The sequence below is a fragment of the Pseudomonadales bacterium genome, from assembly GCA_024234435.1.
Taxonomy (GTDB): domain Bacteria; phylum Pseudomonadota; class Gammaproteobacteria; order Pseudomonadales; family Porticoccaceae; genus JACKOF01.
The window spans coordinates 181,149-200,355 of the sequence record JACKOF010000002.1; the positions used below are offsets into that span (position 1 = coordinate 181,149).

Here is a 19,207-nt window from a genome sequence, read left to right on the forward strand (position 1 = left end):
CTTACTGGCCATTCTCCATGCGGGTTGTTTATACTCCATCATAAGCAGGCCAGTTTCTGTTGACTCATTGTGAGGGCTAGATCATGGCATCAAAAAGCAAGAGCGCACCAAAGAGCACAAAAAAGAGCGCCACAAAAAAAACCTCATCTGCCAAAAAAAACACCGGCAATGAAGATAGCTCCCTACTGGACAGTCTCCTGGAAGGCAACTTTGGCTCACTGTTGGGCGGAGTAAAAAACATTCCCGGCCAGGCCATGAAAATAGCGACTGAAATGACCTGGGATCAGGCTGCCAAACTGATGAAGCACTCCCCCGAGCAAATGGAGCGGATGGGCAAGGCGGGAACATCACTCAAGGACCTTCGCGAAGTAACAGGGTTAACCATTGCCGAACTTTCTGAAGCGATAGACCTGAAAAACCCCGACTTACTAAAAGCGGTAGAAGAAGGTAAAACCGCATTACCTTTCGAAATCATTCTTCGTCTGGCCTCATTTTATGCACGTAACGACCCTATCCCTTTTATTCTTCGTTACGCCAACACCTACAATCCCCGTATTGCAAACCTGCTAAAAAAACTGGGCCTGCACCGGCTCACCATGCAGGCTGAGCGAGAAGTTCTGTTTCTGAACATTTATCGCAGTCAGGACGCCAGCAGAAAATTGTCTGATGAAGGCTTTGAAAGGGTTCGTGCATTTACGCAACAAGCCTTTGAAATGTCTCTTCACTTTGTGGCAGAGCAGGAACACATCGTTACCAGTAACGGTAGTACAGAAAAAAACAAAAGCGGTAACAGTACGGACGGCGGAACGGCAAAAAAGCCAGGGTAATAACCTCCACCATTAACCAATTCGCAACCACAGCAAGCACCGTTTGTTACGGCACACTCGCACCTTGTTGAAAAGCGCGGATACTATTCTTTTTTCTCGGCAACTTGCTCCAGCCTTGTTGCGCTCCGCGTCACAAAAATCGAACGCGCTATTCAGCCATAAGGTTTCCTTAAGTTTTACACCCTATTGTGCACCGGTAAGGATAACGATCGGAGTATCAACATGCCTGTGCCAGCAAGCTCACAACTCAACAGCAACCACACTGCTGCGCGCCAAGCAAGCACGGACCCTCGCGCATTTCAGTTACACTCCCGCCAGTCAGTAGAACGAATCCGGCTGGAATCCTATATCTCCAGCAAATATCACCAGGTTCACGAGGCGTCCATCTCTGAATTTCTGCCGCTCCTGCTTGAAATGCGAGGAATACAAACCGAAGGCTGCCTGGGATTAAGGCCCGGTTGTTTCAAGCCCATGTTTCTCGAGCAATACCTGAAATCACCTGTCGAGCAACAGGTCGCGCGACTCACTCAGCAACCGATTGACCGCCACGCCCTGGTAGAGGTAGGCAATCTGGCTGCAACAAGAAAGGGGTCATGGATACCATTGTTTGTTGTTATGTCTATGGCACTGTACGAAGCAGGCTTTGAATGGATGGTATTCACCGTTACACAAGAAGTTGAACGACTGATGCACTTTCTGAACTTTCAACCACGCTACCTTGCCCCGGCTGACCCCGTTTGCCTTGAGAACAACCAGCAGCTTTGGGGACGTTATTACGAACACAATCCCCGCGTCATGGTTGGCAATTTGCGCTGCGCCGCCATCACGGTAAAGGAAAAAACAACCCTCGCATCAATAGCTCACCATCACAGCCAGGCAATAGAGACGATCGCCGAATCCCTGCTGAACTACCGCCGTTTACCGGAAACGTTAAAGTGATGATCAGTATTTTAAACAGGCTGACGTGTATTGCAGATAATCTACCGGAAAATCAGCCCGCACTCACCGATGGTATCTCCAGCCTGTCTTATAAAACGCTGGTGGAGCGTATCGAACAGGTCTCGCGCTGGCTGCAAAAAAGCGGGATTCAATCACTTGCGCTTTATGGCGACAACAGTATCGACTGGGTAGTCACGGATCTGGCATGCCAGCAGGCAAATGTTGTCTGTATCCCGCTGCCAACTTTTTTCAGTGTCAAACAAATCCGCCGCTGCCTGGAAGCGGGTGGGATTCGAACGGTACTCAATCAGCCGGACAGTAAATTCCAGAGGGTCGATCTGCCGATTCAGGCACAGATATCACTTGCCGACATTGGCATTGCATCCGGTTTCGAGCTACTAACTCTATCCGCCAAGAAAACGGCCGAGCTTCCTGACAAGACCCGGAAAGTCACATTCACCTCCGGTTCAACCGGAGCACCCAAAGGTGTCTGCCTCAGCACAAATCAGCAATGGCGGGTTGCTGAATCCCTCGCCAACACCATAGGCATTAATCAACCAAGACATTTGTGTCTGCTGCCCCTGAGCACGCTGCTCGAAAATATTGCCGGCATATACACGCCTCTGCTGAGTGGTGGCACCATACTGCTACCAGGCGATGCAGAACGGGGTATGTCCGGCAGTTCAAGCATCAATGTCTCTGCCTTACTGCAATGTATCGACAAAACCTCGCCAACAACCATGATCCTGATCCCTCAGTTGCTCACGGCACTCACTGCCGCCTGCCAACAGGGCTGGCAGCCACCAGCGTCATTACAGTTTGTAGCCGTTGGCGGGGGCAGGGTTTCCCCTGAATCTATCCGTCTCGCCCGTCAGTACGGATTGCCGGTATTCCAGGGCTACGGTCTGTCCGAATGTGGCTCGGTGGTGGCACTCAATACAGCAGATCGCAACAGTAACGATGCTGTTGGAGCGGCACTGCCCCACTGCTCTGTCACGATAGAAAACTCGGAGATTGTTGTGTCCGGCGCCAGCCACCTGGGTTACCTGGGAGAACCGGACAGCTGGTACCCGGACAAAGTCTACACCGGCGACAAGGGGGAATTCGTCAACGGGTTACTGCATGTCAATGGTCGCCTGAAAAACCTTTTGATCACCAGCTTTGGACGCAACGTGAGTCCGGAGTGGGTTGAATCGGAACTGATGTCACAACCACTACTGAGTCATTGCATGATAGTGGGTGACGCCAGACCATACCTGACCGCCTTGATCAGTGCACCGGCCCAGATCGCAGACGCAACCATTGAGGCATGGGTGCAGCACACCAATGAAAAGCTCCCCGACTATGCCAAAGTTGCGTGCTGGATAAGAGTTAATGGCGGGCAGCTACAGCCTTACACCACAGCAAACGGCCGACTAAAACGCCAATGTGTAGAAAACAAATTTTCAGCATTACTTGATGAATGCTATGAACAAGCACCGTTGCTTTCCCAACAAAATCAGTAAGCCGTTCGAGAAACCACGCAGGATCCGCTATGAACTTTTACGACAAACTCAATATTGCCACCACTGATGAGCGCGAATACCTGCTGGCGGCACCCATCATTCAAAACTGCCTCTCCGGTGATATCAAGCTGCAAGACTACGTTGCCTTTTTGCAGCAAGCCTACCACCATGTAAAGCACACTACCCCGCTGCTGATGGCCACGGGTTCACGTCTACCTGAATCGAAGGAATGGCTGCGCAACGCAGTTGCCGAATACATCGAAGAAGAGCTCGGACATCAGGAGTGGATTTTGAATGACATCGCTGCCTGCGGCTACGACAAGGAAAAGGCGCGTCATTCCACCCCCAATTTTTCCACTGAGCTGATGGTGTCATACGCTTATGACACCATCACCCGAATCAGTCCGTTAGGATTTTTTGGCATGGTGCAGGTGCTCGAAGGAACCAGTATTGCTATTGCCGACGCGGCAGCAAGCAACATACAAATAGCGCTTGATTTACCCGGCAACGCCTTCAGCTATCTGAAATCTCACGGCGCGCTTGACCAGGAGCACATCAAATTCTTTGAGGGCCTGATGAATCAGATCTCTGACCCGAATGAGCAAAAACTGATTATTCATACCGCGGGTCGTTTTTATCGCTTGTACGGCGATATTTTTCGAGAACTGTCGGCAGAGCAAGCCCAATTGATTGCGGCGTAGGCGAGCACAAGATGAAAAACAACCGACCGATAACACCGTTAATCAGGCAGCAGCTTATCTGGCCAGCAGTGCTTTTGCTGGCGCTCATCGCAAATCTGTCACAAGCCGCTGCATCGGTTACGCAAACCAGGGCGCGCTGTCTTTCGTGCCACAGTATCGACACCGGAGTCGATAGCGGAACCGATAGTCCAACCGCAGATTTTCCTGGACCACAACTCGGCGGGTTTTCAGAAAAATACATCGCCGAACAACTGAAAAACTTTCAATCTGGCCTGAGAGGGGCCGGAAATCCATCGGCAAATGCCATGAGCAAAGCCGCCGCTGAACTGACGGAACGTGAGATCCGGGATTTGGCGAAATGGGCATCGTCACACAACAGCCAAAAACTGCTCAATTATCAGGCAGGCATCACATCACCCGGCGCACAGCTTTATGCCGAAAAATGCCGCGGGTGCCATAACAGCTTTATGGGCAGAACAATGACCGGCAGCCCGCGTCTGGACTATCTGAATGCGGATTACATTGCCAGGCAATTGCAGCTGTTCAGGCACGACTTCAGAACCTTCAGCAACCCGACAAAACATCAAACAAAAATGCTCAGTGTGGTAAAAGCACTTTCCAAAGCGCAATTGAATCAGCTCATAACCTTTGTCAGCGACATATCACCCGCCAATGGCAACGAGGCCCTTGAATGAAACTGGAACAAAAAAAAGTGCTCATCACTGGTGCGACAGGTGGTATAGGAATGGCGGTTGCTCAGGCACTGGCATCAAAAGGTTGCCAGCTGTTACTCACGGGCAGAGATCATAGCAAGCTCGACAAACTAGCGACCTCACTGAGCGGCAGTGGGCATTCAACTCTGGTAACCGACTTGAATGAAAGCGAAGGCCTGAAGTTACTGCACGCTGCAGCAGAGGCGTTTGAGATCGATATTATGATCAATAGCATGGGTATTAATCAGCTCTCATTACTGAGCGAATCGTCAGAAAACGATATTGAAAACATCATGACGACCAACCTGACAACACCCATCCTCGTATGCAAGACCATGCTTCCACTGCTCATTGAAAAGTCAGACACCGCCATCGTCAACATCGGTTCGATTCTGGGCAGCATTGGTTATGCGGGCTCGTCCGTTTACTGTGCCAGCAAATTTGGCCTGCGAGGATTTACCGAATCATTGCGCAGAGAACTCTCTGATAAATCCCTGCGTATTATTTATTTTGCCCCGCGAGCCACCGATACAGAACTCAACAGCGACGCCATGCAGCAGATGAACAAAGCGTTGGGCAACACCACTGATACGCCCGAATGGGTGGCAGGCGAACTGGTAAAGGTGCTGGAGAAGAAAAAGTCATGCCACCGCTATCTGGGTTGGCCGGAATCACTCTTTGTGCGAATCAATGCGTTACTGCCTCACTGGGTTGATCAATCATTGGCCAAACAACTGGCCACCATCAAACGCTATGCAAAGGCTTCCCGCTAAACCAAACCTTACAAACTTAAAGGAGTACATAGGATGCACCTGTATAAATCGCTAATCGCTGTGGTCATACTGATAACATCCGGATTTATTCTGGCAGCAGAGTCCGACCAGGAAGCGATTGTCTACCTGCAAAAACACTGGGCAGAAAATAACTATCAGATGAGTGGGAAATTACAAAAAGAGGCCTTTGTTGCACTGATCGAAGAAGCCGATAAACTGGTTTCTCAATTCCCGGAAAGCGCCGGGGTTTTTATCTGGCGAGGTATTATTGAATCGACCTATGCGGGGGTAAAAGGGGGACTCAGCGCATTGAAATACGCCAAGGCAGCCAAAGCTGACCTTGAAAAAGCGTTAGAGCTGGATGCCAATGCCCTCGACGGTTCGGCCTATACCAGTCTTGGCACTCTGTATTTCAACGTACCTGGCTGGCCACTGGGTTTCGGCGACGACGATAAGGCGGAAGAACTGCTGAAAAAAGCTCTGTCGATCAACCCGGACGGCCTGGACCCCAACTATTTTTATGCTGACTACTTGCGAAAAGAAGGTCAATATAAGGAGGCAGAAAACTACTTCAAAAAGGCTCTGAAGGCCGAACCAAGGCCTGGCCGTGAAGTAGCTGACCAGGGAAGAAGGGCGGAGATCAACGCTGCGCTGATCGATATCGCCCGACACCTGCGCTAACTCGAAACAAAAAGGTCATGGCAGTTGAAACTATTACTGGTAGAAGATGACACAGACCTTGCGGCGGGACTGACACAGGCTTTGACGGCAGAGAGTTTTGTTGTCTCAACCGTGCGCACCGGTGCCGACGCCAAGGCACAGATCACGTCCTTCGGGCCCGACCTGATTGTGCTCGATCTGGGTTTGCCCGATATGGATGGTATTGAGGTGTTAAAGTTTGTACGCCGCAAGGCTGACCCTTTACCGGTGCTGATTTTGACTGCACGCAATGCAGTTGACGACAAGGTGCAGATGCTGGACATTGGTGCAGACGACTATCTGGCCAAACCCTTTGATATGCCGGAGCTATTGGCAAGGCTGAGAGTGATGTCCCGCCGCCTTGGCACGGCCTCCAGCAGCGAAGTCACCATCAATGGCGTTATGCTGGATACCGCCGCGCACAAAGCATTTGTAGACGGCGTGGAGATCAATTTGCCGCGCAAGGAATACAGAGTATTAAAACTACTGATGGAAGACGCGGGAAGGGTAAAAACAAAAGGCACCATAGAAGATCACCTCTACGAGTGGGGTGAAGCGATTGGCAGCAATGCAATAGAAGTACACGTCAGTAATCTGCGTAAAAAATTGCCTGCTAATTTCATTAAAACCATTCGTGGTGTGGGATATACCATTAACAAAAAAGGTGGCTAAAGCGTTTCGGAATGCGATCAATACGTGCTTATCTTGTCGTGCTCATTCTGTCCGTCGTTTGCCTGAGCAATTTTATTGCCGCGCTGCGCGGATATCAGAATAGCCTGAACTCTGCTGACACGCTTGTTAACCGGCAGTTCCTTGAGCGATCGCACTCGCTGTCCACATTAATAAAAGACAATCGCATCATCCCGCAAAACCTGTTTGACAACGACACCCTCTTCCAGATCTGGCAGGACAAAAATCTGATTGCCCGCTCCGGTAACGCCCCGGACTATCTGTTTTCAAACATTGACAACGATTTTCATATGGTCAACTACAACAGTCAGCGTTGGCGCACGTATAGTGTCAACATCGATCAGCAGACCGCTATTGTTGTCGCACAGCGTTATGATTTTTTTGCCGCCATGGTGGAGGATGTTCTCCTCAAGGCGATCATTCCTATTATCTGGGTACTGCCTTTACTGGGCATCATTATTCTGCTGGTGATACATATCGGCCTCAACCCTCTGAGGAAGCTGGCGAATACGCTATCGAAACGCAATGCCGACGATTTTTCACCACTCGAAAATGACAATTATCCGAAAGAGCTAATACCTTTTGTGACCGCATTAAACAGTCTGTTTCAGCGATTGTCGGAAGCGTTTGAAATTGAGAAACGCTTTTCTGCTGACGCCGCCCACGAATTGCGAACACCTCTTGCCGCACTGAAAGTCGAACTCTACAACCTTTCCAAAGAAGCGGATAACCACCAAAAGCTGGGGCAGCTGGGTAATCTGGTCAACCGGATGGGGCAATCCATTGAGCAACTGCTGGCAATGCATCGCGTTTCACTGGACATCAATCATGCCGACATTACCGATTGCAACCTGATCAATATTACTTCGGATGTTATCGCCCAGCTTTACGACCATATTGAAGCAAAAAACCAGCATATTGCCCTTACGGGTCAATGCAGCACCTTCCCCGGAGATGCATTTGCCCTTGAAGTTCTGGTGCGAAACCTGGTTGATAACGCCTCAAAATATACACCAGAAGACGGCATCATCACGGTAACACTGAGTGACTCTCGCGATGATATTCGTCTGCGAGTAGAAGATTCCGGGCCAGGAATACCCGAGTCGGAGTACACCCGAGTCACCGAACGTTTTTACCGGGTGGGAGGAGACCGACACAACTCCGGTGTCAGGGGAAGTGGTTTGGGGCTTTCCATCGTTTCTTTCGTTACCCGGCTACACGGAGCACAGCTGTTTCTCTCTCATTCAGAAAAACTGGGGGGGCTGGCCATAGAAGTGCTCTTTCCAAAACACAGGGTGGCACACAACACATGACAGTCAAATCAATAACCTGCTGGCTCATTGCCTGCCTGCTGACCGCTTCACCAGCCTGGGCAGACAAACCTGAATTTACTCTGACAATAAAAAATCATCTGTTTTATCCGGCAGAAATTGAGGTGCCCGCCAATACCAAAATCAGATTGCTGATTATTAACGATGATCCAACAGCCGAAGAGTTTGAAAGCTATGAGCTGAATCGCGAGAAAGTCATTCTGGGGAATAGAAAGACCGTCATATTCGTAGGCCCCCTGGAGCCAGGTGTTTATCCTTTTTTTGGTGAGTTCAATATGTCAACGGCACAGGGAACACTGATTGCAAAATAAGCGCGCATCAATCAGGACACCCGCGGGAGAGCTATGCTGCTAAGTATCATTGTTATCGTTTTAAGAGAAACCCTGGAAGCCAGCGTGCTGATCAGTATCATGCTGTCCCTCACCCACTGCCGGAAATTACCCACTTCATGGCTTTACCCTGCCCTGCTGTCGGGCTTAACAGGCGCTGGCATCTATGCGTTGAGCCTTGGCTGGATTTCTGAACAGTTCGACTATGTTGGACAGGAGGTACTCAATGCCAGCCTGCAATACCTGATCTATGTTCTCCTGGTTATTGTCTGCGCCATGCAATATCTCGGCGGCACAAGGCATACTCGTCACTTGCCATTGTTTATGGCACTCACTGTGGCAATCGCCCTGGTAAGGGAGGGCGGAGAACTGGTGGTGTTTTATTCAGGCTTTCTGCAGGGAAACACCAGTCTGACCAGCGCGGTTACCAGCGGCTTTATCGGCCTGGCCCTGGGTTTAAGTGCTGGCGTTGTTTTTTATTATGGTGTTATTTTGCTGCCCGAGATAGAAGTCCGAAGAACCCTCACACTACTGCTATCTCTTATCGCCTGCGGAATGGTACTGCAGGCAACCCAGCTACTGATTCAGGCTGACTGGCTACCGACCAATCAACCGTTGTGGGACAGTAACGAACTGCTTGCAGAGAACTCCATTGCTGGCCAGATAGCCTACGCTATCTTCGGCTACGAATCCCGGCCATCGGTTGTCGAAATCAGCTTTTACCTCGTTGCAATGGCCACTGTTTTCGTGGCTATAAAGGCAGCAAAAAAATACACCTCCAAGCAGCCTGCTTCCCTGTGAGTCCTAGCGCCATGAAAAGACTTTCACCACAACACTATCTATTGGGTCTGCTGGTGATTGCGCCTTCAGCTCTGGCCAGCGGCTCCAGTATCGACAAGGTCTATGACCCCTATGTGCAGCTGCTGGAAAAAGAAATCGAATACCGCACAAGATACGAGCAGGATGATCGCGACCAGATTGATGGCCGTCAGCGCCATATTCTCGGTTATGGGCAATCACTGTCTGATCATCTTTTTGCAGAGATCTATATGATTGGTGTGGACGAGGCGCAGAGCGGTTTTTCAATAGAAGATTACGAAGTAGAGCTTAAATGGCAGCTCACTGAACAAGGTGAGCTTGATCATGACTGGGGCCTGCTGTTTGAGCTTGAAAAGTCGAGAGAAGACGATATCTGGGAAGCCGGTTCAACATTGATCGTGCTGCGTGAATGGGGCCAATGGGTTGCAACCGGCAATCTGTCTTTGATCTACGAGGGAGGTAGTGACACCAAAAATGAATGGGAGACCGCCTTTGCCGGACAGCTGCGTTTTCGGAACAGTGAAAAATTTGAACCCGGCCTGGAATTCTATCAGTCACAGGATACGCAGGGCTTTGGGCCCATTATAACGGGGCTGTGGCGTATCGGCGGTGGAAAGAAAACACGATGGGAAACCGGTGTCATACTCGGCCTTGACCACGATACGCCAGATGTCAGCTGGAAGTTGAATCTGGAATATGAATTCTGATACCTGACAAAACCACAGACAGCTGCGCCACAGGACGGGGCTCTCAGGAGATCCTAATTCTCGGCTTTTTTCCAGTATCTACCTCACGGCCGCTCAACAGTGTATTCAGGGCCTGTAAACGCTCATAGGTGCCAACATCCCACCATGTGCTACGGCAAATCTCACCACTCACGCAACCGGCTTTGATACCGCTCACCAGCACATCCCTGATCGCAAATTTTTCACTGGCAGAGCTGTAGAGCGCAAAAATTTCCGGACGCATAACGCTGATGCCGCTGAAGGTGTAAGTCTCGTCACCCTCTTGCGGATAGAACAATCGCCCGGCACTGTTCAGGCTGAAATCACCGCCCGTGTGATGAACAGGATTAGGCACCAGTACCAAATGTGCATCCATATCCTCCGGCCAGTCTCTATTTGTCAAGCTGCCAATGGGAAAGTCTGTCCAGACATCGCCGTTGATGACCAGAAACGGCTGGTTACCCAGCAACGGCAGAGCACGACGGATACCACCCCCAGTTTCAAGGGGTTCATCCTCTCGCGACCACTTGATACTGACGCCGAATCGTGAACCATCGCCGAGAAACGCTTCAATTTTTTCCGCCAGCCAGGAAGTATTAATAACAATATCCTTCACACCCGCAGCGGCCAGCTTTTCAACATGGTGCTGAATCAACGGCTTGCCATTAACTTCCAGCAGCGGCTTGGGTGTCGTATCGGTAAGCGGCCTCAGCCGCTCGCCCAGCCCTGCAGCTAAAATCATTGCTTTCACTTTACTGCTCTCCTGCTCTATCACCAGCCGTTTGCCACGGCTGATACCACGCATACTGACCACTCTCGAGTACCGCCAAAATAGCCGTTTCAAACCAGCTCACAAATTCTGCCATTTCCGGGTAAGGTTTTGCCTGCTCAAGTGTGTAACGGATAACCAAAGGCAAATCACGCAAATACTGCGGCTTGCCATCCCGCAACGAAAGCCGGGCAAAAATCCCCAGAACCTTGAGATGCCGCTGTAACCCCATCAGGTCAAACCAGCGGATAAAGCGACTTTCGGAAACATCGGCCAGAACACCTGATTGTCTGGCAAAATTCAAAGCCCGATGTCGGACTTCGTTTGCGGGGAGTCGAATATAACAATCCCGCAACAAGGAAACCAGATCATAGGTCAAAGGCCCGATAACTGCATCCTGAAAATCAATCATGGCTATACGATTATCAGGCATCAACATCAAATTGCGGGAGTGATAATCCCTGTGCACGACTACCTGTGGCTGTTCAACGGCATTAGTCACCAGCGTATCAAATACCCGTTTTAGCATACTCCGATCAGCAACAGTAGGCTGCAACTCCAGCAACCCACCCACAAACCACTCGGGGAAAAGGGCCATTTCTCTGTGAAGCAGCACTGCGCTGTAGTCTGCAAACACATCCCGGTCAGCGGGCATCGCCTGAAGTTCGAGCAGCGCATTTTCAGCCGACGCATAAAGAGCATCCGAGGCCTTACTGTTGCCCAACCGAGACAACAACAACGTATCGCCCAGGTCTTCCAACAACATAAAACCTTGCTGGTAATTGACCGCATAAACCTCGGGCACACGAATACCATATTCACGCATCAACAACGCTTTGCTGACAAAAGCCGGAGTATTTTCATGTTCGGGCGGCGCAGATACCGCCATGAGCGCGGGTTCAGTGCCGGTACGAAAATACTGCCGAAAACCTGCATCTCCACTCAGGGCAGAAAGCGATAACTCTGCCTTTGGCAACACAACATTCGGTAAAAAACTGGCTGCCCAGTCCCGTAACGCGATCACTGACAAGTATAAATACCCGGTTGAGATGAAATAAGATCAGCTATTCTATCCCAAACTGCGTTTTGACTCTCGCATGATTGGCCAGATTGGGTAAAATAGCCCGATTACCCTGGTTGACTCGCTCGCCGTAAATTCTTGATATGGGCTGTTACTGCAAATCGAAGAACAACAGACAGCACCAGTCAGAATTAAACAACCCGATAGACGGATAACTAGAATGCCAAATATTTTCAGCAGAATGTCCATGCACGCCACTCTGTTAAGCCTCGGATTGATAAGCCCTATAGCCGGACACACAGAAAACCCGAAACACAGTGAATGGAATTGTGTTGCCGGGCAGGATGGCGATTGGGTTTGCAATGAGCGTGAAGTCGCTGGCAAGAGCTATCCCCGCCCTGTGCACAGGGCGGTCGAAGCTACACCTCAAGATGATGGCCCACAAGTCCGGCTGACCAGCAATCTGGACTGGGTTGACGAAACAGTGATGACCGACGAAGAACGGGAAAAAATTGCCCGCGGCTGCTGTGGCGCCTATATAGAACCGGAGCGAGACTACCCTGATGCTGACTTGGACCCTGATCAGGCTGCCATGCGAGTAGCGGCTGCTGCAACTGAAGTTGAGCAGGAAAGCATCGCCCACTTGTCCGGCAATGTTCAAATCACCCAGGGCTACCGACAGGTACGCAGCAACCGCGCCACGGTAGACCAGCAGCAGCGTATCGTTGACCTTGAGGGGAGAGTACAGTTTCGCGAGCCGGGTACTCTGGTGCTGGGCGACACGGCTCATATCAACATGGAAACCAACGCAGTTGACGTCGACAACCTGCAATTTGTTATGCACGAAGCCGGTGTGCGCGGCACGGCAACGCATATGTCGCGTCAAGACAATGGTGTTTTCTATATTGACAACTCCACCTACACGACCTGCGAGCCTTCCAGTAATGCCTGGCAACTGGTTTCAGCAAACAGCAAGATCAATACCGAAACGGGCATAGCCACCGCCAAACATGTCCGCCTTGAAGTGAAAGACATCCCGATTCTTTACCTGCCCTGGATACGTTTTCCAATCGACGACCGGCGGGCCAGCGGCCTGTTATACCCCAAGCTGGAACTCAGCCAGGATAACGGCTTCGACTATGCCCAACCAATTTACCTGAACCTGGCACCCAATTACGACGCCACGATTACACCCCGCTTTGTGCAGGAGCGCGGCACAATGCTGGAATTGGAAGGCCGCCACCTTTCCCGATTTACAGAAACAGTTGTTAGCGGCGGCTTCCTTTCCAGTGACGATGGCGGTGACGACACAGATGAACCCGTTGATCCACTCACAGGTCGCAAGGATTTTGAAGGCGAAGATCGCTGGGTGGCCGCAGTCAATCACACCGGCTATTTTGGACAGGGTTGGAGCAGCAGTATCGATTACACCCGAGCCAGTGACAATGAATATTTTCGCGATCTGGGCAACGCCACACTTGAGGTGAATAGCCAGACCCACTTACTCCAGTCGGGAAATGTTGGCTATCACCTCGACAACTGGAACTTTGGCCTGCAGGCCAAGGAGTATCAAACCATTGTTGAAAACCGGGCCGAACCTTACAAAATACTGCCTCGCTTCACTGCGGACGGCTTTTACCAGCTTGGCGATTTCGAATTCAACCTGAAAAACCAGATCACCCGCTTTGACCACGGGGACGATAATGAGCCGCTCTCGATACCGGCGCCTCAGCTATTACAGCGGGACACAGAGAACACCTATATAACCGGCGATCGTATTCGCATGGACTATTCCGCCAGCTGGGATAAAAACTGGGCATGGGGCTACTTTCGCCCCACGGCAAAGCTGAAATACCTGTCTTACAGCCTGGATAACCCCTTGCTGGGCAAAACAGACGACAGCCCCTCCGTGACCGTTCCCGTGGGCATGATTGATACCGGTATCTTTATGGAGCGGGACACCAGCCTGCTGAAAGGCTTCCTGCAAACCTTTGAACCCAGACTGTTCTACGTTCACAGTGACTATCAGGATCAATCCGATCTGCCCGACTTCGATACATCCAACACGACCTTCAGCTACAACCAGCTGTTCAGGGACGACCGCTTTACCGGCGGCGACCGTATTGGTGATACTGATCAGATCAGCATTGGCCTCACAACCCGACTGTTACAGAAATCCACCGGCCTGGAGTGGCTGAGAGCCAGTTTCGGACAGATTTTTTATCTGGATGATCGCTTCGTCACTCTCAATGAAAACCTTTCAGAAGCCATCATCAAAGACCCGACACTGCTGCCCATCGCGGACCCCAACAACCTGACAGATGCTGAACGCAGAAATCTGAATGACCTCAATGAGCTGATCCGCGATGAGTCCAACTACGCCGCCGAGCTGGCATTGCGCCTGAGCGACAATCTACGAGCAAGTGCAGACCTGCTGTACGATGATGATGATGGTACCATCGACAAAGGCAGTGTTAACCTGCGCTACCACAACAGCAACGACCTGATTGTCAATCTCGGTTACCGCTTTACTCGCCAACCTGTGCGCACCTTGACAGCACTCAATATCGATACCATCAGCGCCGACATTGAACAGGCCGACTTTTCCACATTCCTGCCCATTTTTGATAACTGGAATCTGGTCGCCCGCTGGAACTATGATTTCACCAACAGCCGGGAACTGGAAACCATGGCTGGCGTCGAATACGACAGCTGCTGCTGGCGCATCAGCCTCGTCGCGCGCAAATGGATTGACCGTGACGACGACCTGATTATTCTGCCCGAAGAAGATTTGCAGGAAGATGAGGGCATCTTTTTGCAAGTTCAGTTCAAAGGGCTTGGCGGCACCGGATCACAGGTGGACAGTATTCTCACCGACGGCATATACGGCTACCAGCGTCGCGATTACTGATTGATAACACATACACTTGACTGCAGATAACCCCATGAAAAATATTCTCAAAAATGTCGGCAAAAAACTGTTCCCGAGCCTATTGTTAGCGGCCACCATTCAAGCCCCGGCCCTGGCGCCAGTTCAGCTGCTCGATCAGGTTGTGGCCATTGTAGATAACGACGTCGTTATGCTCACCGAGCTTGAAGAACGTGTCGAACATATCTATCGCCGACTGGAAGAAAGCGGTACCGAAGCACCTCCCCGAGCCCAGCTGGTTCCGCAGGTTCTGGAGCGCCTGATAACCGAGCGCCTGCAAATAAGCATGGGGCTGCGCGCGGGTGTTCGCGTCAGTGATGCCGAACTGAACCAGGCAATAGCTAACATGGCTCAATCCCAGAACATCGGTGTTGAAGAGTTCGTCGAGAGAGCTCATAACAGCGGTCTGAAACTGGCCAACCTTCGCCGCCAGATTCGCAACGATATTCTTATTCAACGCGTTCAAGACTCTCAGGTTGGACGCCGGGTACGTGTTACCGAGCAGGAGGTTACAAACTTCCTGAACTCTGAAGAGGGGCGCAACTTCACCTCTGCAGAGGTCAATTTGGGGCACATCATGCTGCCATTATCCGCAGGTTCCAGTCGCGAGCTGGTTCAAGAAGTTCAGCACAAAGCTGCCGAGATCCTTGAACAACTGAATGGCGGTGCCGATTTCAAGCAGCTCGCGGTGACAAATTCTTCCGGCCAGAATGCCCTCAGCGGCGGAGACCTGGGCTGGAAAAAGACTGCCCAGTTACCGGGTATTTTTTCAGATGCCGTGAGCAACCTTAAACCGGGAGACGTAACACCCCCCCTGCGCAGCGAAGCGGGTATACACCTGCTGAAGCTTTACGAGCGCCGTGGTGGTGGCGAACAACTGATCGAACAGAGCAAAGTTCGCCATATCCTGATCAAGACCAACGAAATTCGCACTGACGAAGATGCCAAGAAGATACTGCTGGACATCAAAGAGCAAGTACTCAAGGGCGACGATTTCGCAGCACTGGCTAAAGCACATTCAGATGACATTGCATCTGCCTTGCAGGGTGGCGATGTGGGTTGGTCATTGCCGGGGCAGTTTGTTCCCCAGTTTGAGCAGATAATGAGGCAGACAGCCGTCAATGAGATGAGTGAGCCTTTTCGCAGTCAGTTCGGCTGGCACCTGTTGCAGGTAACTGATCGCCGTTCTCAGGACTTCAGCAACGATATCAAACGCAAGCAGGCCGAAAACATTCTGCGCAACCGCAAATACGAAGAGGAGTTGCAGGTGTGGCTGGGTGAAATCCGCGATGAAGCGTATGTAGAAATCAAGCTGGGCAAAAATTAGCGATTGACGAGCTTCCATCATCAGAATTAATCGGCGGGGTTTTACGCGCGCAATATCTCGCTCCCGCCAGCTACCTGTGTAGATAATAGCGTAACTACGGAGTTGGTTCGTGACATTGAGACTCGCGATAACCCCGGGAGAGCCCGCCGGCATTGGCCCAGACCTGCTTATCTCGCTGGCACAGCAGCCCAATACTCATGAGCTGGTGGCTTTTGCGGACCCACAGCTCCTGCAATCAAGGGCCCGGCAGCTGGGCTTGCCACTTGCACTGCGTTCGATCACTGACCACCCACAACCGCTGGCCGCGGGTGAGCTTGCAGTCTCTCCCCACCGACTCAACAGAGATGCTTTCCCCGGCGAGCTTGATGTGGCGAATGCTGCTTACGTACTGGATACACTCAACAGCGCTGTCAGGAGCTGCCAGAGCGGTCTCTGCGACGCCATGATTACCGGACCCGTCCATAAAGGTATCATCAATGACGCAGGCATCCCCTTTAGCGGCCATACAGAGTTCCTCGCTGAGAAAACAGGCACGCCTCTCGTCGTCATGATGTTGGCAACAGAGGGCCTGAGAGTGGCGCTGGCCACTACACATTTACCCCTGTCAGCAGTGCCAGCTGCAATAACCGGCAGCCTTTTAAAACAGGTCATCGCCATTCTCCACCATGACCTGATCAGCAAATTCGCCCTGCCGAAACCGCACATACTGGTTTGTGGGCTCAACCCTCATGCAGGTGAGGGCGGACATCTGGGGCACGAAGAAATAGACATCATTGAGCCTGCGCTCAACGAGCTTCGACAACAGGGAATGCGTCTCACTGGCCCCCTGCCAGCAGACAGCCTGTTCACCCCCAAATACCTCGACAACTGCGATGCGGTACTGGCGATGTATCACGATCAGGGTTTACCCGTGCTGAAATACAAGGGCTTCGGCGCAGCCGTCAACATCACTCTGGGATTACCCATTATCCGCACGTCAGTAGACCACGGCACCGCACTTGACCTGGCAGGCCGGGGCCTCGCTGATACCGGCAGCCTGCGTACCGCTATCGATTACGCAGCCACAATGGCCGCAGCAAAAACCGGCTCACTCCGAGGAGAGGGCAATGGCTAACCATTCAGAAAAAGTGCATCAGGGTCACTACGCTCGCAAACGCTTTGGGCAGAATTTTCTGGTAGACCCGAACGTTATCGGCAAGATTGTCGCAGCCATCGCCCCCAAGCCGGAGCAGAACCTGATAGAAATTGGGCCAGGCCAAGGCGCCATTACTGCACCCTTACTGGAGCGCTGTGGAAACCTGCAAGTAGTGGAGCTGGACCGCGACTTGATACCTCGCTTGCAAGCCCGTTTTCAGGCGCAGTACCCCGGCTTTACCATTTTTCAGGGAGACGCACTGAAAACCGACTTCAGCCAGTTTATAAAGGCAGACCATCCTCTGCGCATTGTCGGCAACCTTCCCTACAACATTTCCACACCGCTGCTGTTTCATCTGCTTAAATACCACGCATCCATCACCGATATGCACTTTATGCTGCAGAAGGAAGTTGTCGATCGGCTGTCAGCAACACCTGGCACCAAAACCTATGGCAGACTCAGTGTCATGGTGCAGTATTACTGCGAGGTGCAACCGTTATTTGCCGTTCCTCCGGGCGCCTTCAAACCCGCACCCAAAGTTGAATCAGCCATTGTCCGACTAAAGCCCCATACACATCTTCCACACCCGGCCAAAGACGTACAGGCTCTCTCCAGGTTGGTCAGTGCCTGTTTTCAACAACGCCGCAAAACCATTCGCAACACCCTCAAGCACCTGCTGGATAGCGACAAACTGGAAAAAATCGACTTTGACTTGAGCCTGCGTCCCGAAAAACTCAGCGTCGCAGACTTTGTCAATCTCGGCAATCAAATGGAAATATTGTTATGAGTGAATGTCCGATACAGGTTCATGTAGACACCCAATATCTGCCGGACCAATCCGAGCCCACCAAGGGTAAGCACGCTTTCGCCTACCGCATCACCATCGAGAATATCGGCAGCGAAACCTCACAATTAATCAGCCGCAAATGGCTGATTACCGATGCCAATCAGTCGCGCAAGGAAGTGCAGGGTATCGGTGTGGTCGGAGAGCAGCCTATCATTCCACCTGGGCAGCACTATCAGTACACCAGCGGAGTGGTACTCGACACGGAAGTCGGCACCATGGAAGGTTACTACCAGATGGTGACAGAATCCGGTGAAGCCTTCGACGCCCCCATCCCACCCTTTTTACTGGCTGTACCGGGGTCCGTTCACTAGCAATGACCACCTATGCCGTTGGCGACATTCAGGGTTGCCTCACACCCTTAAAAGAGCTGCTCGAGCAGGTAAAGTTTGATCCTGCCAATGACAAACTACTGGCCGTTGGCGACCTGGTCAATCGCGGCCCGGAGTCTCTTGAAACGCTGCGTTTTTGCTACCAGCTTGGCAACAGCTTCAAAACCGTACTCGGCAATCACGATTTACACCTGCTGGCCATTGCTCACGGCGAACGTTCACCCAATCGCAAAGACACTCTTAACAAGATACTAAGTGCTCCCGACCGCGAAGAGCTTCTCCACTGGTTGCAGCAACAGCCCATACTGCTCGAAGATTCAGGCTACGTCATTGTTCATGCAGGCATCCCACCCATCTGGAGCCTGAAAAAAGCCAAAAAACTGGCTGCTGAAGTCGAAGCCGTATTCAAAGACAAACGCGCCAAAAACTATTTCAAACACATGTACGGCGACAATCCGGCAAACTGGTCTGACGAATTCGTTACCGAAACCCGCTGGCGCGTGATCACCAACTACTTCACCCGTATGCGCTTTTGCACCGTCGAAGGCAAACTCGACCTGACCACCAAAAGTGCCCCCGAAAACCCTCCCGAAGGATTCCTGCCCTGGTTTGAACATCACTACCGAAAAACCGGAGACGTTAAAATCATCTTCGGCCATTGGGCAGCACTGGAAGGCCGAAAATGCGGTCCCAATTTGTTTCCGTTAGACACGGGCTATGTATGGGGTGGGCCACTAAGAATGATGAATCTGGAGACCGGCGAGTTTATTCACCAGTACTAAATTGAAGAGTTTTCTCT

At 51.5% G+C, this 19,207-nt stretch carries 20 protein-coding genes; 18 read left to right on the forward strand and 2 right to left on the reverse strand.

Annotation, left to right across the window (positions count from 1 at the left end; all coding sequences use genetic code 11):
- The first annotated feature begins 83 nt into the window (after nucleotides 1-83).
- The 12 genes from H7A02_10665 (at nucleotide 84) to H7A02_10720 (ending at nucleotide 10,033) form a co-directional block, all read left to right on the forward strand.
- Nucleotides 84-827, forward strand: a complete 744-nt coding sequence (locus H7A02_10665) for a helix-turn-helix transcriptional regulator (protein MCP5172719.1) — start codon at nucleotides 84-86, stop codon at nucleotides 825-827.
- Nucleotides 828-1,049: 222 nt separating this feature from the next.
- On the forward strand, nucleotides 1,050-1,766 hold the full coding sequence (locus H7A02_10670; protein ID MCP5172720.1) for a thermostable hemolysin: 717 nt from the start codon (nucleotides 1,050-1,052) through the stop codon (nucleotides 1,764-1,766).
- Nucleotides 1,763-3,271 carry an AMP-binding protein gene (locus H7A02_10675; protein MCP5172721.1) on the forward strand — a complete coding sequence of 503 codons (1,509 nt, stop codon included), beginning with the start codon at nucleotides 1,763-1,765 and terminating at the stop codon, nucleotides 3,269-3,271. Before H7A02_10670 ends, H7A02_10675 begins: the two co-directional genes overlap by 4 nt.
- Nucleotides 3,272-3,300: 29 nt before the next feature.
- The gene (locus H7A02_10680) at nucleotides 3,301-3,972 is read left to right on the forward strand and encodes an iron-containing redox enzyme family protein (protein ID MCP5172722.1); all 672 of its coding nucleotides are present in this window, start codon (nucleotides 3,301-3,303) and stop codon (nucleotides 3,970-3,972) included.
- Nucleotides 3,973-3,983: 11 nt separating this feature from the next.
- On the forward strand, nucleotides 3,984-4,667 hold the full coding sequence (locus H7A02_10685; protein ID MCP5172723.1) for a c-type cytochrome: 684 nt from the start codon (nucleotides 3,984-3,986) through the stop codon (nucleotides 4,665-4,667).
- Nucleotides 4,664-5,458: an SDR family oxidoreductase gene (locus tag H7A02_10690; protein ID MCP5172724.1), complete on the forward strand. Its 795-nt coding sequence runs from the start codon at nucleotides 4,664-4,666 to the stop codon at nucleotides 5,456-5,458. Before H7A02_10685 ends, H7A02_10690 begins: the two co-directional genes overlap by 4 nt.
- A 33-nt stretch (nucleotides 5,459-5,491) precedes the next feature.
- Entirely contained in the window at nucleotides 5,492-6,139 is a 648-nt protein-coding gene (locus tag H7A02_10695; GenBank protein MCP5172725.1) for a tetratricopeptide repeat protein, read from the forward strand.
- Nucleotides 6,140-6,163: 24 nt separating this feature from the next.
- Nucleotides 6,164-6,829 carry a response regulator transcription factor gene (locus tag H7A02_10700; protein MCP5172726.1) on the forward strand — a complete coding sequence of 222 codons (666 nt, stop codon included), beginning with the start codon at nucleotides 6,164-6,166 and terminating at the stop codon, nucleotides 6,827-6,829.
- An 11-nt stretch (nucleotides 6,830-6,840) separates the two neighbouring features.
- Nucleotides 6,841-8,160 (forward strand): sensor histidine kinase, encoded by a 1,320-nt coding sequence (locus tag H7A02_10705; GenBank protein ID MCP5172727.1) that lies wholly within the window; start codon nucleotides 6,841-6,843, stop codon nucleotides 8,158-8,160.
- Complete coding sequence (locus H7A02_10710) at nucleotides 8,157-8,489, forward strand: cupredoxin domain-containing protein (protein MCP5172728.1); 333 nt, start codon at nucleotides 8,157-8,159, stop codon at nucleotides 8,487-8,489. Before H7A02_10705 ends, H7A02_10710 begins: the two co-directional genes overlap by 4 nt.
- 33 nt (nucleotides 8,490-8,522) lie before the next feature.
- The gene (locus tag H7A02_10715) at nucleotides 8,523-9,308 is read left to right on the forward strand and encodes a hypothetical protein (GenBank protein ID MCP5172729.1); all 786 of its coding nucleotides are present in this window, start codon (nucleotides 8,523-8,525) and stop codon (nucleotides 9,306-9,308) included.
- Nucleotides 9,309-9,319: 11 nt separating this feature from the next.
- Nucleotides 9,320-10,033, forward strand: a complete 714-nt coding sequence (locus H7A02_10720) for a hypothetical protein (GenBank protein ID MCP5172730.1) — start codon at nucleotides 9,320-9,322, stop codon at nucleotides 10,031-10,033.
- Between the two features lie 43 nt (nucleotides 10,034-10,076).
- Here H7A02_10720 and H7A02_10725 read toward each other — a convergent pair whose 3' ends face one another.
- Entirely contained in the window at nucleotides 10,077-10,802 is a 726-nt protein-coding gene (locus H7A02_10725) for a nucleotidyltransferase family protein (protein ID MCP5172731.1), read from the reverse strand.
- A gap of 1 nt (nucleotide 10,803) precedes the next feature.
- Nucleotides 10,804-11,850, reverse strand: a complete 1,047-nt coding sequence (locus H7A02_10730) for a phosphotransferase (protein ID MCP5172732.1) — start codon at nucleotides 11,848-11,850, stop codon at nucleotides 10,804-10,806.
- Between the two features lie 211 nt (nucleotides 11,851-12,061).
- Here H7A02_10730 and H7A02_10735 point away from each other — a divergent pair, with 211 nt between their 5' ends.
- From H7A02_10735 to H7A02_10760, 6 genes are all read left to right on the forward strand, one after another.
- Nucleotides 12,062-14,752 carry an LPS-assembly protein LptD gene (locus H7A02_10735; protein ID MCP5172733.1) on the forward strand — a complete coding sequence of 897 codons (2,691 nt, stop codon included), beginning with the start codon at nucleotides 12,062-12,064 and terminating at the stop codon, nucleotides 14,750-14,752.
- Nucleotides 14,753-14,786: 34 nt separating this feature from the next.
- On the forward strand, nucleotides 14,787-16,097 hold the full coding sequence (locus H7A02_10740) for a peptidylprolyl isomerase (protein ID MCP5172734.1): 1,311 nt from the start codon (nucleotides 14,787-14,789) through the stop codon (nucleotides 16,095-16,097).
- 109 nt (nucleotides 16,098-16,206) lie between these two features.
- On the forward strand, nucleotides 16,207-17,211 hold the full coding sequence (gene pdxA, locus H7A02_10745; GenBank protein ID MCP5172735.1) for a 4-hydroxythreonine-4-phosphate dehydrogenase PdxA: 1,005 nt from the start codon (nucleotides 16,207-16,209) through the stop codon (nucleotides 17,209-17,211).
- Nucleotides 17,204-18,019: a 16S rRNA (adenine(1518)-N(6)/adenine(1519)-N(6))-dimethyltransferase RsmA gene (gene rsmA, locus H7A02_10750; protein ID MCP5172736.1), complete on the forward strand. Its 816-nt coding sequence runs from the start codon at nucleotides 17,204-17,206 to the stop codon at nucleotides 18,017-18,019. Before pdxA ends, rsmA begins: the two co-directional genes overlap by 8 nt.
- A complete protein-coding gene (gene apaG / locus H7A02_10755; GenBank protein MCP5172737.1) occupies nucleotides 18,016-18,390 on the forward strand; it encodes a Co2+/Mg2+ efflux protein ApaG in 375 nt (124 codons plus the stop codon). The genes rsmA and apaG overlap by 4 nt, the downstream gene beginning before the upstream one ends.
- Nucleotides 18,391-18,392: 2 nt before the next feature.
- Nucleotides 18,393-19,190, forward strand: coding sequence for a symmetrical bis(5'-nucleosyl)-tetraphosphatase (locus tag H7A02_10760; protein ID MCP5172738.1), 798 nt, complete (start codon nucleotides 18,393-18,395; stop codon nucleotides 19,188-19,190).
- The last annotated feature ends 17 nt before the right edge of the window (nucleotides 19,191-19,207 follow it).